This window comes from Ponticaulis sp. (assembly GCF_029210165.1).
Lineage (GTDB): Bacteria > Pseudomonadota > Alphaproteobacteria > Caulobacterales > Hyphomonadaceae > Ponticaulis.
This window is the reverse complement of record NZ_JARGNT010000004.1, coordinates 25,240-40,051: the sequence shown is the minus strand read 5'-3', so window position 1 is coordinate 40,051 and position 14,812 is coordinate 25,240. Positions and strand designations below refer to the sequence as shown.

18 protein-coding genes are annotated in these 14,812 nt (G+C 55.4%); 12 read left to right on the top strand and 6 right to left on the bottom strand.

The window, feature by feature from the left end:
- Positions 1-31: 31 nt before the first annotated feature.
- Positions 32-847 (bottom strand): glucose 1-dehydrogenase, encoded by an 816-nt coding sequence (locus P1U45_RS16145; protein ID WP_301059973.1) that lies wholly within the window; start codon positions 845-847, stop codon positions 32-34.
- Positions 848-951: 104 nt separating this feature from the next.
- Between P1U45_RS16145 and P1U45_RS16140 the strand changes: the two genes are divergently transcribed.
- Together P1U45_RS16140 and queF are read left to right on the top strand one after the other, a co-directional pair.
- Positions 952-1,920, top strand: a complete 969-nt coding sequence (locus P1U45_RS16140; protein ID WP_301059972.1) for a calcium/sodium antiporter — start codon at positions 952-954, stop codon at positions 1,918-1,920.
- A complete protein-coding gene (queF, locus tag P1U45_RS16135; RefSeq protein WP_301059971.1) occupies positions 1,920-2,387 on the top strand; it encodes a preQ(1) synthase in 468 nt (155 codons plus the stop codon). The genes P1U45_RS16140 and queF overlap by 1 nt, the downstream gene beginning before the upstream one ends.
- 6 nt (positions 2,388-2,393) lie before the next feature.
- Here queF and P1U45_RS16130 read toward each other — a convergent pair whose 3' ends face one another.
- Complete coding sequence (locus P1U45_RS16130; protein WP_301059970.1) at positions 2,394-3,032, bottom strand: nitroreductase; 639 nt, start codon at positions 3,030-3,032, stop codon at positions 2,394-2,396.
- A gap of 77 nt (positions 3,033-3,109) precedes the next feature.
- Between P1U45_RS16130 and P1U45_RS16125 the strand changes: the two genes are divergently transcribed.
- The 6 genes from P1U45_RS16125 to P1U45_RS16100 all read left to right on the top strand — a co-directional run bounded on the left by P1U45_RS16125 (position 3,110) and on the right by P1U45_RS16100 (position 10,282).
- Positions 3,110-3,817, top strand: coding sequence for a TetR/AcrR family transcriptional regulator (locus tag P1U45_RS16125; protein WP_301059969.1), 708 nt, complete (start codon positions 3,110-3,112; stop codon positions 3,815-3,817).
- A 94-nt stretch (positions 3,818-3,911) separates the two neighbouring features.
- The gene (locus P1U45_RS16120) at positions 3,912-5,072 is read left to right on the top strand and encodes an efflux RND transporter periplasmic adaptor subunit (protein WP_301059968.1); all 1,161 of its coding nucleotides are present in this window, start codon (positions 3,912-3,914) and stop codon (positions 5,070-5,072) included.
- Positions 5,029-8,217, top strand: a complete 3,189-nt coding sequence (locus P1U45_RS16115; protein WP_301059967.1) for an efflux RND transporter permease subunit — start codon at positions 5,029-5,031, stop codon at positions 8,215-8,217. The genes P1U45_RS16120 and P1U45_RS16115 overlap by 44 nt, the downstream gene beginning before the upstream one ends.
- Positions 8,218-8,345: 128 nt before the next feature.
- Entirely contained in the window at positions 8,346-9,173 is an 828-nt protein-coding gene (cysE, locus tag P1U45_RS16110) for a serine O-acetyltransferase (protein ID WP_301059966.1), read from the top strand.
- A 132-nt stretch (positions 9,174-9,305) separates the two neighbouring features.
- The gene (locus P1U45_RS16105; RefSeq protein WP_022695799.1) at positions 9,306-9,512 is read left to right on the top strand and encodes a DUF3126 family protein; all 207 of its coding nucleotides are present in this window, start codon (positions 9,306-9,308) and stop codon (positions 9,510-9,512) included.
- A gap of 26 nt (positions 9,513-9,538) precedes the next feature.
- Complete coding sequence (locus tag P1U45_RS16100) at positions 9,539-10,282, top strand: alpha/beta hydrolase (protein ID WP_301059965.1); 744 nt, start codon at positions 9,539-9,541, stop codon at positions 10,280-10,282.
- Here the strand turns inward: P1U45_RS16100 and fliP are convergent.
- Together fliP and P1U45_RS16090 are read right to left on the bottom strand one after the other, a co-directional pair.
- The gene (fliP, locus tag P1U45_RS16095) at positions 10,279-11,028 is read right to left on the bottom strand and encodes a flagellar type III secretion system pore protein FliP (protein WP_301059964.1); all 750 of its coding nucleotides are present in this window, start codon (positions 11,026-11,028) and stop codon (positions 10,279-10,281) included. The genes P1U45_RS16100 and fliP overlap by 4 nt on opposite strands.
- Before the next feature lies 1 nt (position 11,029).
- The gene (locus tag P1U45_RS16090; protein WP_301059963.1) at positions 11,030-11,320 is read right to left on the bottom strand and encodes a flagellar biosynthetic protein FliO; all 291 of its coding nucleotides are present in this window, start codon (positions 11,318-11,320) and stop codon (positions 11,030-11,032) included.
- 151 nt (positions 11,321-11,471) lie between these two features.
- On the opposite strand from P1U45_RS16090, the gene P1U45_RS16085 reads away from it, so the two are divergent.
- The 3 genes from P1U45_RS16085 to fliE are packed head-to-tail and all read left to right on the top strand — an operon-like array spanning position 11,472 to position 12,668.
- A complete protein-coding gene (locus P1U45_RS16085; protein ID WP_301059962.1) occupies positions 11,472-11,885 on the top strand; it encodes a flagellar basal body protein in 414 nt (137 codons plus the stop codon).
- A gap of 28 nt (positions 11,886-11,913) precedes the next feature.
- A complete protein-coding gene (gene flgC, locus P1U45_RS16080; RefSeq protein ID WP_293608339.1) occupies positions 11,914-12,333 on the top strand; it encodes a flagellar basal body rod protein FlgC in 420 nt (139 codons plus the stop codon).
- Positions 12,334-12,353: 20 nt separating this feature from the next.
- The gene (fliE, locus tag P1U45_RS16075; RefSeq protein ID WP_022695793.1) at positions 12,354-12,668 is read left to right on the top strand and encodes a flagellar hook-basal body complex protein FliE; all 315 of its coding nucleotides are present in this window, start codon (positions 12,354-12,356) and stop codon (positions 12,666-12,668) included.
- Between the two features lie 36 nt (positions 12,669-12,704).
- Here fliE and P1U45_RS16070 read toward each other — a convergent pair whose 3' ends face one another.
- Positions 12,705-13,586 carry a tellurium resistance protein TerC gene (locus P1U45_RS16070; protein WP_301059961.1) on the bottom strand — a complete coding sequence of 294 codons (882 nt, stop codon included), beginning with the start codon at positions 13,584-13,586 and terminating at the stop codon, positions 12,705-12,707.
- Positions 13,587-13,804: 218 nt separating this feature from the next.
- Between P1U45_RS16070 and P1U45_RS16065 the strand changes: the two genes are divergently transcribed.
- Positions 13,805-14,020, top strand: a complete 216-nt coding sequence (locus P1U45_RS16065) for a hypothetical protein (RefSeq protein WP_301059960.1) — start codon at positions 13,805-13,807, stop codon at positions 14,018-14,020.
- Between the two features lie 27 nt (positions 14,021-14,047).
- Here the strand turns inward: P1U45_RS16065 and P1U45_RS16060 are convergent, their stop codons facing one another.
- Positions 14,048-14,755, bottom strand: coding sequence for a pentapeptide repeat-containing protein (locus P1U45_RS16060; protein ID WP_301059959.1), 708 nt, complete (start codon positions 14,753-14,755; stop codon positions 14,048-14,050).
- Between the last annotated feature and the right edge of the window lie 57 nt (positions 14,756-14,812).

The window sequence follows — 14,812 nt, the reverse complement described above, 5'->3', positions numbered from 1 at the left end:
CGGCATTTCAGGTGAATGCCGTATTATTCGTCTATCGCGCCTTCAACGGCGCAAACCCCAAATGGGTTCCCGCATCGGTTAAAAGTGTTTCGCCCGTGACGTGCCTGGATGCGTCTGTCAGGAAGAACATTGCCGAGTCCGCAATGTCGTCCGCATCGCAGGCATGTTGCAGCGGGGTCGCGGCGCGAACCGATGCTTCCATCCGGTTATATTTCTCTTCGCCCATATAATCCTTGAACCAGCGCGTACCGATAAAGCCCGGGCAGATTGCATTGACACGGATTGCGGGCGCGAGCGCGCGTGCGAGAGATAACGTCATCGTATTGAATGCGCCCTTACTCGCAGCATACGCGACCGATGATCCTATCCCTGTCACGCCTGCAATAGAGGAGGTGTTGAGAACGGCGCTTGCGATGCCGGTTTTCTCGTGCGCTGCGCGTAGCAGGTCTTCAGCTGCGCGCACCATCATGAACGGGCCGACGACATTTACCGAATACAGACGCAGGAAGTCATCCTTATCCAGACCGCCAAGGTCAGCATGGTTCGGCACCTGTTTTGTGATGCCTGCATTATTGACGAGTACATCCAGCCGCCCGTATTGCGACGCGACCTGAGCCAGTTTGCGGCAGTCGGCGTCTTCGGACACATCGGCCTGAACGCAGTGGACGTCCACTCCGAAGGCGCGGCATTCGTCTGCGGTGGCTTCAGCCTCTGTGCTGCTGCGTGAATAGTTGATCACGACATTGGCGCCAGCCTCGGCAAGACGCTTCGCTATGCTTGCGCCAAGCCCTGTTGCCGAGCCTGTAACAATTGCAACGCGACCTGATAAATCTGTTGAAATGGACATTTGCGTTTCTCCCCTGAACATACCATTTGTAATCGCTGCGGCTAACCTTGGAACCGACGACCGAGTCGTCCATAAGGAAGCCCAATTAGCGTGGGTTTGAAAGCATGATGTGGTTGATGATCATCGGAGGGCTTGTTGGCCTGATCCTGGGCGGAGAGTTTCTTGTCCGCGGATCGGTGGCTCTGGCGCGCCGTATCGGGGTCTCTGATCTGTTTATCGGTGCCGTGCTTGTCGGCTTTGGAACATCGGCTCCTGAACTTGTTGCGTCTCTGAACGCAGTCTCGTCCGATAGCCCGGGTATCGCTGTCGGTAACGTGCTCGGATCCAATATTGCGAACATCCTTCTTGTGCTCGGTACGGCGGCGGTCATCTACCCGATCGCGACAAATCCGAAGGCGCTGGCGCGTGATGGCGTTTTTGCGATTGCTGCGACACTGGCGCTCGCGGCGCTTATTTACTTCAACGGGTTTGCCTCTCGTCTGACCGGCGTTGCGCTCTTCCTCACGCTTGTCGGCATCATCATTTACAGCTTCTACAGTGACCGCAAACAGGGCGGTCATAGCGATACTGCCGAGCTGCACCGCGACGAAGCAGAGATCATGGATGCGCATGTTCCTCTGATGATCGCCATTCCGATGGCGATTGGTGGGCTTCTTGGTATCGTATTGGGTGCGAAGTTTCTTATCGACGGCAGTGTGCAGCTTGCGCGCATGGTCGGGCTGTCTGAAACCGTGATCGGTATCACCATTATTGCGATTGGTACGAGCCTGCCAGAGCTCGTAACTTGCGTCATGGCGGCGCTCAAGAAAAAGCCGGATGTCGCGCTTGGCAACGTGCTTGGCTCCAACACGTTCAACGTGTTCGGTATTCTCGGTATTACGTCAGGTATTATGCCATTTAACGTTCCGCTTGATCAGATCAGTGTGAGCCGGGATCTCGGCGGCCTGATCCTATCTATGTTCTTCCTCGTCCTGTTTGCATTTACAGGGCGCAAACTCGCGCGATGGGAGGGCGGTGTGCTGCTGCTCGGCTATTGCGTCTATATTTACTTGCTTCTTATGGGACCGGCGTAATGGGCCAGAACGATATTTATACAGGGCTGGATCAGCTCGGTGAAAAGGTTGATGCAGCGGCGACGCCAGAACAGGCTGAGCTGGAGCGTGTTCAGAACCCGCATCCTGACATGCTGTACTGCGCGCGTTTTGTTGCGCCAGAATTCACGTCGCTCTGTCCGGTAACCGGCCAGCCTGATTTTGCCCATATCGTAATCGACTATGCGCCGGGTGAATTCCTCGTAGAATCAAAGAGCTTGAAGCTATTCTTGCAGTCTTTCCGCAACCATGGCGCGTTCCATGAAGACTGCACGCTCTACATTGCGAAGCGACTTACAGAATTGCTCGCGCCCAAATGGTTCCGTATCGCAGGATACTGGTATCCGCGCGGTGGCATTCCTATCGACGTGTTCTGGCAGTCTGGCGAAATTCCGCCAGGCCTTTGGGTGCCTGAAACGGGTGTTGCGCCATATCGCGGTCGCGGTTGAGCGGGCTTAGCCCCAGGTTGAGACCTTATGTGCGTAGGACGGGCGAGGGCGCTCAGACAGTTCGCTGACGCTCGCCTGCCCAATGAAGATATGTCCGGCGATGCGTTCGCCTGTTTGCAGGCCCAGCGCCCGGTCGATTTTTTCGTCGAACGCCCACCATTCTGATATCCAGCTCGCAGAAAAGCCCGCAACGTGCGTCGCATAGAGCATGTTCATGCACAGGGCGCCTGCAGACAATTCCTGTTCCCAGACCGGTGTTTTGTGTGTGTGATCGGGGCTGGAAATAACAGTCACGCAAAGCGGTGCGCGCATTGGCCGGTTTCGTTCTTCTGCGAGTGCTGCATCACTGGCGTCAGGATTGAGTTCTGCGTATCTCTCGGCAAGCAATGCACCCAGTTTTTCACGTGCGTCGCCTTTGATGACCAGCAGTCGCCACGGCTCAAGCTTTCGGTGGTCAGGCACACGCAGCGCCGTTGAAATGATGTTTTCCAGCGTTTCAGCGTCGGGGCCGTTCGCATCTGGCTTCATCAGCTTCACGGGCGTCGAGCGTCGCTGGCTAAGCAAGGTTTTTGCGCTGGTCTCCGGTGTGCTGGCTGTGCTGAGGCAGGCGTTTGCTTCTGGAAGATGGAAGACCGGATCGCTCATTGAAATTCCTTGCGGTGCTGTGTTGTCGTGCGCGTGAAGGCTGTTTTTACGCCTGAAACTGAGTTACACACTTGGGAATGAACTCAGATATCTCAACATTTGCACCTGATTCCCAAGAGAGAAAACTGGAAACGCCGGCAGAGCGCCGCCGCGAAAAAGTCCGTCAGACGATCCTCGAAGCGGCAGAGCGCGTCTTCGCGGAAGAGGGCTATGAAGGCCTGTCGATTCGCCGTCTTGCGGACGAGATCGATTATTCGCCTTCCGCAATTTATAAGTATTTTGCTTCCAAAACCGAACTTGTTGGATGTCTCAAAGAGGCGTTCTTCATGCGTCTCGTGCGTAACATCGAAACTGCGATTGGCGACGAGCCGTCCAGCTGGGTTTTCGTGAAAGACTGCACGAAAGCATATGTGCGTACGGCGATGGAGAAGCCACACCATTATGTTGCGGCCTTCACGCCAACGTCCGGTCCGGTTGACGACTGCGCCGACGAGTCGGAGCTGATGCAGGATGAAAACACGCCAAGTGCAGTCGCTTTCCGTTTTTTATGTGACGGTTTGCGTGATGGCGTCGCGCAGGGTGTTTTCCGTCCTGATCTGGACTGTCATATGGCGGCTATCTCGATTGCTATGTCTATGCACGGCATTGCAAAAGCGCTTATACATCAACCTGCTGTGTTCATGACGCGTGCGGACGGCTCTCAGATGACCGTTGAGGAAGTGCTGGAATTTTCCGCAGACCAGCTGGTTCGCGGCATTCAAAACCCGGCAAAAATGCAGGCGTAATACCCTTTTCTTCAAACAAAAAAGAACACTGTTCACTTTTCTAACGGTGTTCAGTGGTATATATGTTCTTCAGAAATTTCTGAGGAGCTGTGCGATGTCACAGGATGGGGCGAAGCAGCCTTCTTTTGCCCGTGGGCTAATCTTTCTTGCTGTCATCGGTGTGGCGGTTCTCTCGGTTGCGGGGTTTATCTACGTTCAGCGTGGTGAGGAAAGTCCGGTCAATATTCCGACCGAACGTGCCCGTGCACTGAGTGTGAATGCTGCGCCTGTCGTGTATCGCGATACGCTGGTGCTTGATGAGCAGTTCACCGGCATTGTGCTTGCCCGCCGTTCCAGCGCCCTTGGCTTTGAGACGGGTGGCCGGATCACGTCGATCAATGTCGATATTGGCGATTCTGTCACAGAAAATCAGGTGCTTGCCCGTCTTGATACGCGTGCTCTGAATGCGCGTCTTCGCGCAGCTAACGCGCAGACCTCCGAGGCACAGGCGGCCGTTCAACTCGCTGAAACGACCAGAGAGCGTCAGGCCTTCCTGATTGAGCGCGATCTCCTCTCCAGCCAGAGCTTCGATGAAGTGCAGACGCAGGTCGATGCTGCGAATGCGCGTCTGGCAGCCGCCGAGGCCCAGGCGCAAACTTTGCGGGTACAGATCGAGCTGGCGTCCATCCGTGCGCCATTCGCCGGCGTAATTACAGAGCGCCGCGTGGATGAGGGAGCTATCGCAGCGCCGGGGCAGCCAATGCTCGAGCTTGTCGAAATTGGCGTTCCTGAAGTGCGTATTGGCTTGCCGCCTGACGTCGCGTCCCGCCTTTCAGTTGATGACGATTATTCGATCAGCATACAGGGGCGCACGGTGTCTGCGCGTCTCAAGGCAATCACCGGTGTAATTGAGACCAATGGCCGTACGGTGACCGCGATTTTCGAGCTTCCCGAAGCAACCGGTATCGCGCCGGGTGCGACAGCACGCCTGAATATGAGCGAAGAGCTGGACCAGCGCGGCGTGTGGGTGCCGATTTCGGCGCTGACAGAGGCGAGCCGCGGTCTGTGGGCTGTTTATGTTGTGCGTGAGGCCGAAGGTGGCGCGCATCAGATTGACCGACAGCTGGTCGACATCATTCATTCAGAATCAGATCGCGTTTTCGTTCGTGGTGCGCTTCATGACGGTGACATGTTCGTTATGGATGGGCTTCACCGTCTGGTGCCGGGAATGAATGTCACGCCTGTCGTCCACACAGACCTCGCAATGGGGGGCTGAGACTGTGCGCCTCGCTACGCTGTTTTTCAGGACCCCGCGTCTGACCGCTTTGATGGTGTTGATAATCGTCGCGGCAGGCATTGGCGCGCTGCTCAATCTCGGTCGGCAGGAAGATCCGACGCTGGTTGAGCGCTACGGCTTCGTTCTCACATATTTTCCGGGTGCTGATGCCGAGCGTGTTGAAGCGCTAGTCACCGACCCGATTGAAACGCGGCTTCAGGAACTCACTGAAATTGATGAGTTGATCTCCACATCGCGCGGTAACGTTTCACAGATCCGTCTGAGCATTCGCGAAGATTTGAGCCCGTCTCGTGTGGACGAGGCCTGGACGCTTATCCGTCAACAGGTTGGCCTTGCCGCAGCAGACATGCCTCAGGGCGTGCAACCCTCAACGGTACGACGCCAGTATGTCGGCGCATCAACGCTTACAGCAGGTATTGAGTGGACCGGAGAAGGTGAGGCGCCTCTCGCTGTGATGAACCGTATGGCGCGTGATCTGGAAGAGCGTTTCCAGAATTATGCGGGGACAGAAGAGACCGAAGTTTTTGGTCTCGTCACCGAAGAGATACGCGTTGTTGTAGACACTGAAGCGCTATCTGCGGCTGGGCTTAGCGTGCGTCAGGTCGCCGGTCTTATTGCGCAGGCTGATTCAAAAGCGCCTGCCGGTCAGGTTCGCAATAACGAGATCAATCTCGGCCTCGAAGTGGGGGGCGAGTTCACGTCGATTTCCCGCATCCGCGAAGTGCCATTGATCCAGCGTGCAGATGGTTCGGCCATTCGTGTGGGAGATGTCGCAGACGTCGTGAAAACCGAACAGTCGCCACCGGGTGTGCTGGCGCGTCGGAATGACCGGCCTGCAATCATGGTGTCTGCCTATATCGAGCCGAACAACCGGGTGGACCAGTGGGCGGAAGGTGCACGCGAGCTTGTCGCGGAATTCGCAGCAAACGCGCCGCGCGGCATTGAGGTGAATGTTCTGTTCGACCAGAGCGGCTACACGACAGAGCGGTTGGAAGGTCTCGCGAAGAACCTTCTTGTGTCCGCATTGATCGTGTTTGTCGTGCTGTTCGTGTCTATGGGCTGGCGTGCCGCTTTGATCGTTGGAACGGCGCTGCCGCTCTCGGTCTGTCTGGTTCTGATCCTATTCCAGATGTTCAATATGCCGCTGCACCAGATGTCCGTGACCGGACTGGTCATTGCGCTTGGCCTGTTGATCGATAACGCCATTGTCGTTGTTGACGAGATTGAACAAAAGCGGGCGCATGGCCTTGGTCGTTCTGAAGCTATCGAGCAGTCACTTCATCACCTTTTTGGTCCGCTGTTTGCATCCACGCTGACGACGGCGTTGGCGTTTGCGCCGATCGCGATGCTACCGGGCGGGGCGGGCGAATTCGTAGGCATGATTGGCGTGTCGGTGATCTTCGCTGTCTGCTCGTCCTTCTTCCTGGCTATGACCGTCGTGCCAGCATTTGCAGGCTGGTTCGACCGCGACCGCGTTGAAGGTGAAAAGTCAGTTTGGTGGCGGGACGGTTTCAGCTTCCCGATCCTCAGCGAAGGCTATCGCTGGACGCTGCGCCAATCACTTCGTTTTCCGATCGGGCCATTATTCCTGAGCTTTGCTCTGTTCGGCTTTGGCATGTATCTCGTGGCTGCGGTGATGCCATCGCAATTCTTCCCGCAGACAGAGCGCGATCAGTTCCAGCTGGATGTGCAATTGCCCCCTGGCGCGACGATTTACGAAGCCGAGGCGCTCACCGAACGCGCGACCCAGATCATTCGCAGCTACCCGGGCATAGAGGATGTGCATTGGACCATCGGTGAAGGTGCGCCGCGGGTCTACTATAACGCGTTCAATTTTCAGAGCGGAGTGTCCGGCTTTGCGGCGGGGTGGGTGACCACATCGTCAGCGGCCCAGACCCGTCAGATTGTACCGACATTGCAAATGGAGTTGCGCGACGAATTTCCGGAGGCACGTTTCCTGTCGCTGCCATTCGAGCAGGGGCCGCCGGTAAACGCGCCGATCGAGTTCTTCGTGAACGGCCCCGATATCATGACGCTCAACGAACTGGGTGAGGAGGCGCGCCGTATTCTGAATGATGTGCGCGGCGTGACCTACTCCTGGTCTACGATTGAGACAGGGGCGCCAACCATTCGTCTGATGGCAGACGAAGCGGCGGCTGACCTCGCAGGAGTGCGTCTGCAGGATATCTCCGCTGATATGAATGCCGAACTCGAAGGGGTTCGTGCGGGCAGTGTACTTGAAGGCGTGGAAGAGATTCCTGTCCGCGTGATCGCACCGGAAGAACGTCGGGGCACACTGTCCAGTCTGCGAGATGCGCGTGTCGGGGTTGGGCCAGATAATCCGATGGGAACGCCCATTGCTGCGCTAGGCGATCTTGAGCTTGCCCCCCAAATCGCGGTGATCACGCATCGGAATGGCGTGCGTTCAAATATCATTCGCGCGTCTATCGAGCCTTATGCTCTGCCAGCGCCGGTGTTTACCGAGTTTCAGGCTCAACTCGATGAGGCAGGTTTTGAGCTGCCACCAGGCTATGAGATTGTGCTGGGCGGTGAGGCAGCAGAGCGCGGCGATGCGATGGGTAATCTCTTTGGTGCAGCGTTGCCGCTGGTTATCGCCATGGCCGGGTGTGTCGCACTGGTGTTCAACTCGTTCCGCAAGTCATTTCTGGTTCTCTTGTCTGGCTTCCTGTCCATTGGGATCGCGTTCATTGGTGTCTGGGCGTTTGGTCTGCCAATGGGCTTCAACGCCATTATCGGCGCTATGGGACTATTGGGGATCGCCATCAACGGTACGATTGTCGTTTTGTCTGCGCTGCAGGTAAATCCTGCCGCACGTGCAGGCGATATTGATGCGCAGGTGGATACTGTGGTGCAGGCGAGCCGTCATATTGTGGCGACAACGCTCACCACGATGGGCGGGTTCGTGCCGCTTATTCTCACCAAGGATATGTTCTGGCTACCTCTGGCGAGTTCTATTGCTGTGGGTGTCGGCGGATCGGCATTGCTGGCGCTCTATTTCTCGCCAGCCATGTTCTCGCTTGGTATGAAGCTGCGGAACATGATGGGCGGAAAAAACGTTCCCGAGAGTGACGGAAAAGGTGAATACCTGCCAGGGTCAGCGTGATCGCTGGGTGGTTAATTCACTTAAACCTCACAGACTTGTTTAGGTTTGCCTTATTGAAATTGAGTCACCACATAGGCAAACTGTCATGACAAACAGGCATTCCGTGTCTGAACCGATAGGAGAGGTCTATGACTATTGAGACCGAAATCAGCCCCGCAATGCCTGAAACGACGGGGGCTATGCCGCCTGTGTGGAAGCGGCTTCGATTTGAAGCTGCAGCAAGTGCGGCTGAAGAGCCAACGCTCGCCAGTCTGCTGAACGCGGCAATTCTCAGCCATGACCATCTTCGCGATGCGCTATCCTACTTTCTCGCGCAGAAGCTTGCCGGTTCTGAAATGAACGCGCTGCAGATCCGCGAAATCTTTGATGATGCCTATAATGCCGACCCGGTTCTGGAAGCGGCGGCCGAACGCGACATGGTCGCGGTTCTGGATCGAGATGCTGCATGCCGTTCTTTCCTTCAGCCGTTTCTCTTCTTCAAAGGGTTTCAGGCGCTGCAAACGCATCGCGTTGCGCACTGGCTCTGGAATGAAGGCCGCGACACGCTGGCGTTTTTCTTCCAGTCGCGTGTGTCGGAGCTTTTTGGCGTAGATATTCATCCTGCGGCGCAGATCGGTTCGGGCGTAATGTTCGACCACGCGACCGGTATTGTGATCGGTGAGACGACCGTCGTTGGCGACGATTGCTCCATCATGCAAGGCGTGACGCTTGGCGGCACAGGCAAAGAGATTGATGACCGTCACCCGAAAATTGGCAATGGCGTACTCGTCAGCGTTGGCGCAAAAGTGCTCGGCAATATCAATATCGGTGATGGCGCCGTTATCGGTGCAGGCAGCGTGGTACTGAAACCGGTCAGTGAGAACTGTACAGTTGCAGGTGTCCCTGCGCGTCCGGTTGGTGGTCCGTGCTGCGGCAAAGCCGAGAGCATGAACCAGAACTTTTATGACGAAGCCTGATCGCAGGCTCTGAACTCCATCGAAACAAGCTCAAAATCAGCTGGAAAGCGGAAATTATCCGCTGCCAGCTGGTTTTTTTTATGACGCAAACCGGACTATTGTGTCGCCCAGATTCAAAAAAAGGATTCTCTAATGAGCCCAGAAGAAACATCCCGCGTAGAGGCTTATCTCAAAGCCCAGCTCAATCCGGCTATTCGGGTCGAGTCGCGTGAAAAAACGTCTGACTCGCTTGAGGTATATCTCGACAACGAGTTCATCGCGCTGCTCTTCCGTATCGAAGAAGAAGGCGAGACGTCTTACCAGTTCCAGATGACTATTCTGAAGGAAGACCTCGAATAACGAGGATATAACCCGGCACAATAAGCATGAAGACCCTGTTCGTTCATGGTGTCCCGGACACTGCGAATATGTGGTCGCCGCTTCTGCCTCATCTGGGGCTGGAAGAGGCGCTAACGGTCCGATTGTCTTTACCCGGGTTTGCTGCGCCCATTCCAGATGGCTTTGGGTGTACTAAAGACGAGTATGCAGACTGGCTCATAGAGCAGATGGCATACCATGCAGGCGAGGGCGGTCAGGTCCGCCTCGTCGGTCATGACTGGGGCGCGCTTCTGACCCTGCGCGCGGCCAGTCTCAGACCTGATCTCGTAAAAAGCTTTGTTGTCGCGAACGCACTGATTGATGGTCAGTATAAGGGGCATCGTATGGCACGCCTCTGGGCGACACCTGTTCTGGGTGAAGCCTCAATGGCGTCCTGGCGATTTATGAAGCTGGGCGAAGTGCTGCAAAAAGCCGGCATGCCGGAAAGCATTGTCGACGACGAAGCCAGCGCGATTGATGCGCGAATGCGTAACTCCATTTTGAAATTGTATCGCTCGGCAACGGGGTTGAAATTCTCCGGCGACTGGGTGGCAGACCTTCGCAATCTACCGAAAAAGGGATGCGTGATCTGGGGCGAACATGATCCGTTCGTCGGGATTGAGGTTGCCGAACGCTTTAAACGGGAGTGGCGATACCCGCTACATATCCTCAGAGACTGCGGACATTGGGGCATCGTCGAAGCGCCGGAACAGGCCGGCGCTATCATTCAAGCGTTCTGGAAGTCCGTTTAGGGAACGGGCGGCCCCGCGATAAAGCTTTCAACGAGAGATCCCGTCAGCAATCGCCAACCATCGACCAGCACGAAGAATATCAGTTTGAACGGTAGTGAAATCGTCACTGGCGGCAGCATCATCATACCCATACTCATCAGGATCGAAGCGACAACAAGGTCAATGATGAGGAAGGGCAGGAAGATCATAAAGCCGATTTCAAACGCCCGCTTCAGTTCTGAAATCATGAACGCAGGGGCCAGCACTTCGAACGGCATTTCGGCGGCCGTATCCGGAAGGGTTTCGAGATTCGCAAAGCCTACAAAAAGTTCCAGATCAGTCTCGTTTACATGCTCACCCATGAAGGCTTTTACAGGCGCGAGCGTACGCGGAATGGCGTCGTCAACATCGATAGCCTGGGACATGTAAGGCGCGATACCAGACTGATATGCCTCGCCAAATGTCGGCGCCATGACGAAGCCAGTCAGGAACAGCGAGAGCGAAATGATGACAGCATTTGGCGGGCTTTGTTGCAGGCCGATAGCTGTTCTCAGAAGAGACAGAACAACAACGATACGTACAAAGCTGGTCGTCATTACCAGAATGCTCGGCGCAAGGCTAAGGACAGTGATGATTGCGATCAGCTGAACGATATTGCGGTTCAGACCCGCACCGGTGCCAAGATCGACAGTGACTTCCTGTGCAAGAGCCGGAAGCCCCGCAGCAGCAATCAAGCCGAGAATCAGAAGACCAACGATACGCAACATATCAGTTCTCTTCTCCGGATTCGGCGGATACGTCGCCCGGAACCTTGCGGCTGGAGATCAGCGTGTCCTGCGTCTGGCCGGTAAGAATCAGAAACTCTTCATCCCCCCACTGAACGACGGCGAGCTTTTTGCGGCTGTCGAATGGGCGCCAGGATTTGACGCGCAGCTCTCCGCTGTCTGAAACGCCGGGTGTGAGAGAGGTGAAACGGCGCAGGCCCCAATAGAGGCCGCCGATCAGGCCAAGCACTAATACCAGTGCCGCGAGTGCCCGCATTGCGGTAACAGTATCCATACCACGCCTCTTATAAGCCGTTCTGGCCGTTAAGCTTTGTTAAGAGTTCTGGGGCGCATTGGTTAACGGGCTGTTAACCGGTTGCGCGGGAGCGCCGTTAAGTAGGTTTAATCAGGTATTAACTGACTCGGCATAATTTACCGGAATGATATTGCCGAGCGATCTTTCTGTTTTCCAGCTTCTGAACAACCGCCTCAACATGCTTGAGACGCGCCAGAAGACCGTTGCTGAGAACGTCGCGAACGCGAACACGCCGGGTTACGTCCCCAACGATGTCGATCAGGCTGCGTTCGAACGTTCGCTGAGTCGCTACAGCCAGCCATCGGTCGGAAGTGTAGGGCTGGCGACCACGCAAAACGGTCACATTCAGGGCACCGCTGCGCCAGGACCGCTCGTGCGTACTCTGTCGACACCTGACAGCGAAGTCACAATGGATGGCAACGCGGTTGTGGTTGAAGAACAAATGCTGCGTCTCAATCAGACACGCGCTGATTTCGACACGGCACTGAGCCTTTATCAGAAAGGGCTCTCACTCATTCGGCTCGCATCACGGTCTCCGACCTGATGACGGTTTAAGGTGAAGGTTAGAACACATGTCTGCTGATCTTTTTTCTGCACTTTCCGCTGCCTCTACGGGGCTTCGTGCGCAAACTGTGCGTATCCGTCTTGCTGCCGAGAATGTCGCGAACGCGAACTCTACATCCGACACGCCAGGCGGTGACCCGTACCAGCGCCGCATGCCGGTTTTCCGTGAGATGGTTGATCGCGAAACCGGTGCGCATGGTGTTCAGGTTGTGCGCACGGCTCAGGATCAGAGCGACTTTCCTGTCGAGTATGACCCCACACATCCGGCTGCGGATGAGAACGGATTTGTGAAGCTTCCAAACGTTCAGACGTTGATCGAAATGGCTGACATTCGCGAAGCGCAGCGCACATACGAAGCGAATCTGAACATTATCGAAGGCTCACGAGCGATGATCAATCGCGCGCTGGACCTTCTGCGTCGCGGTTAAACTGGAGTTGATAAGATCTCATGGCTATTGATTCTCTAGCTGCTGCCCGCGCCTATCTCGATACAGCGCGTACAATCGCAAACTCACCGAACAGTAGCTCGGCTCAGGAGGCTCAGGGCGCAGGCTTTGGAAATATGCTGGATCAGGCAGTGTCTGCAGCATCTGGTGCCGGGCAGACTGTAGAGACAGCTATGGTGCAGGCGGCAACAGGCCGCGCTGACCTTGTGGATGTGGTGACGGCGGTTGCCGCAGCCGAAGCCACATTGGAAACCGTCGTCGCCGTTCGTGATCAGGTCATCAAGGCCTATCAGGACATTCTGCGTATGCCGATCTGATAATAAAATAAGGCCGGATTGATGATCTTACCTCTCTCAGTGTTTTCCACGCATAGCAGCCTCGGCCGCCTCGGCGGCTGCGTGCTCGCTACCTCCGCTGCGGAGTTCAGCCTCCCGCTGAGCCCAAAGCCGTTTCTGGTACTTAGTGGAGATGATGTCCGTCATGACCAGAACAAAAATCACAAGGTAGAAGGTAGACTTCTCGATGGCGTGAATTTCATAGCCAAACACCTTCATATGAGCCAGGTGGCCGCCCTCTGATACGAGCAGGGCGCCTACAATAAACAGGATGAAGAGGCCAAGAACCTCATACATCCGGTTCTTTTTCAGGAATTCTGCGACGCGATCTGCGAGCAGGATCATTCCAATACCAGACAGGATGATGGCCACTGCCATAATCCAAACCTGATACTCAATGTCGCCAGCCTCATTGCGGGTGTTCGCAATTGCCATGGCTGACAGAATTGAATCGAATGAGAATACCAGGTTCATGGAGACGATCATCGTGATCGCCTGAACAACCGATTTTTTCTTATTGCCTTCAGTGTGCTCGATATGTTCAACCGCGAGCAGGTGCGAAATCTCTTTAATCGCGGTGTAGATAATGAAGCCGCCGCCGAACAGCGTAACGAGGCTCTGAAGGTTGAATTCGGCTTCGAAAATACCTGTCAGAGGGATCGTCAGAAACGGCGCTGCGAGCACTGAAAACAGGCTCACAATGATAACTAGCAACACAATCCGGAACGCAACGGCCAGGCCGATGCCCCAGCGTCGAACCATGCTGGCTTTGCCGCCTTCTTCGCCGACACGCTTTGATTCAATCGAGATATAAAGAAGATTATCGAAGCCAAGTACGGCTTGTAGCAGTATCAGAACCAGCAGGGTCGAAAGCCCGGAAATGCTAAAAAGTTCAGCCATTAGTCACCCCTTCCGAAAATGGACATGTCGAAACAGGTAGCAGACTCTTCGCGTTGCGCGAACCGCTGAAGTCAATTTTGCCGTGAGTAGAAAGTTTGTAAGCAAATGATCACATTGCCGCAATTTCGCCTTATTCTCCGGTATTTAGTGAGCAATTGATCACAAGTGGTTTGTGGTTAGCCCGAAAGGGCATGATGCTCTGACAGAGGAGAAATCTTATGGGCGGTTTTGTGAGTATCCCGGCAAATTGGGCGGCTATCGCGTCAATGAAGTCAAAGTCTGCATTGGACGGGTTTGTGAAGGAACTCGATGCAGCGCCTCAAAATACCCGCAAGGTCATTGGGACGCTGGGGCAGTATGCAAGAGATAACCTCTCTGGCGTATCGGTTGTGGGATTGTTTCCAAAGCTGGATGAGGGGCCGTCGGGGGCTTGATGTCCGGCATAGGACAGCGCCTGAAGATTAGTCTTCGGCGCTGAAGCCTGAATACTGGCAGACCGGCAGTGTCACGCCTTCAGGCAGGCCGTGTACGCTCACGCCACATGCGCCTTCGAAGGAGGCCTGTGTAAGGCCTTCGGCATTCTCAAAGCGAATGTCGAACATCCGTGCATCAAGGAAGCTTACATCGCCGAGGATAACGGCGTTGAAGTCCACATCGGCGAGTGTCGCGCCAATGAAGCTTGCTTGCGTCAGGTCGACATTCACAAAGCCTACATCTGTGAGAGATGCAGCCGAGAAGTCGATCTCGTTCAGGTTCGAGGTATCAAAGTGGACATCAGCCAGATGCGCGCTGATAAACTTCACTTTGCGGAAGTTGGATTCAGAGACGTCCACGCCAGCAAGGTTCGCGGCGACGAGCGAAGCGTCTGAGAAGTTCGAACGTGCTATCACGACTTCCATCATATTGAGCGCTGGCGCGTCAATCTGGTTCGCCTGAATTTCGTCGAGCGTGAGTTCTGTAAAGCGGGCTTCCTCAAGGTGAGCGCGGGACATATTTGTCCGGTAAAGGCGTGAGTCCGCGAAGTGTGCGCGCGGCGCATGGGCACCCTGAAGCGATGTGTTGGTCATATTGCAGTTTACGAACTGCGCGTTGTTCATCGTGCGACCGTTCAGATTGGCGCCGGTGAAGTTGCTTCCATTCAGCTGGCCGCCAATGCGCGGCTGATACATGATCGTTGTCCCGCCATCAAAAAGGAAGGCGTGAGCATGCAACCCGGAGGCCGCAAT

Excerpts from the sequence above, each read along its gene's own strand:
- P1U45_RS16145 (WP_301059973.1), bottom strand. The coding sequence starts at position 847 with ATGTCCATTTCAACAGATTTATCAGGTCGCGTTGCAATTGTTACAGGC.
- P1U45_RS16140 (WP_301059972.1), top strand. The coding sequence starts at position 952 with ATGATGTGGTTGATGATCATCGGAGGGCTTGTTGGCCTGATCCTGGGC.
- queF (WP_301059971.1), top strand. The coding sequence starts at position 1,920 with ATGGGCCAGAACGATATTTATACAGGGCTGGATCAGCTCGGTGAAAAG.
- P1U45_RS16130 (WP_301059970.1), bottom strand. The coding sequence starts at position 3,032 with ATGAGCGATCCGGTCTTCCATCTTCCAGAAGCAAACGCCTGCCTCAGC.
- P1U45_RS16125 (WP_301059969.1), top strand. The coding sequence starts at position 3,110 with ATGAACTCAGATATCTCAACATTTGCACCTGATTCCCAAGAGAGAAAA.
- P1U45_RS16120 (WP_301059968.1), top strand. The coding sequence starts at position 3,912 with ATGTCACAGGATGGGGCGAAGCAGCCTTCTTTTGCCCGTGGGCTAATC.
- P1U45_RS16115 (WP_301059967.1), top strand. The coding sequence starts at position 5,029 with ATGTCACGCCTGTCGTCCACACAGACCTCGCAATGGGGGGCTGAGACT.
- cysE (WP_301059966.1), top strand. The coding sequence starts at position 8,346 with ATGACTATTGAGACCGAAATCAGCCCCGCAATGCCTGAAACGACGGGG.
- P1U45_RS16105 (WP_022695799.1), top strand. The coding sequence starts at position 9,306 with ATGAGCCCAGAAGAAACATCCCGCGTAGAGGCTTATCTCAAAGCCCAG.
- P1U45_RS16100 (WP_301059965.1), top strand. The coding sequence starts at position 9,539 with ATGAAGACCCTGTTCGTTCATGGTGTCCCGGACACTGCGAATATGTGG.
- fliP (WP_301059964.1), bottom strand. The coding sequence starts at position 11,028 with ATGTTGCGTATCGTTGGTCTTCTGATTCTCGGCTTGATTGCTGCTGCG.
- P1U45_RS16090 (WP_301059963.1), bottom strand. The coding sequence starts at position 11,320 with ATGGATACTGTTACCGCAATGCGGGCACTCGCGGCACTGGTATTAGTG.
- flgC (WP_293608339.1), top strand. The coding sequence starts at position 11,914 with ATGTCTGCTGATCTTTTTTCTGCACTTTCCGCTGCCTCTACGGGGCTT.
- fliE (WP_022695793.1), top strand. The coding sequence starts at position 12,354 with ATGGCTATTGATTCTCTAGCTGCTGCCCGCGCCTATCTCGATACAGCG.
- P1U45_RS16070 (WP_301059961.1), bottom strand. The coding sequence starts at position 13,586 with ATGGCTGAACTTTTTAGCATTTCCGGGCTTTCGACCCTGCTGGTTCTG.
- P1U45_RS16065 (WP_301059960.1), top strand. The coding sequence starts at position 13,805 with ATGGGCGGTTTTGTGAGTATCCCGGCAAATTGGGCGGCTATCGCGTCA.
- P1U45_RS16060 (WP_301059959.1), bottom strand. The coding sequence starts at position 14,755 with ATGTATCAGCCGCGCATTGGCGGCCAGCTGAATGGAAGCAACTTCACC.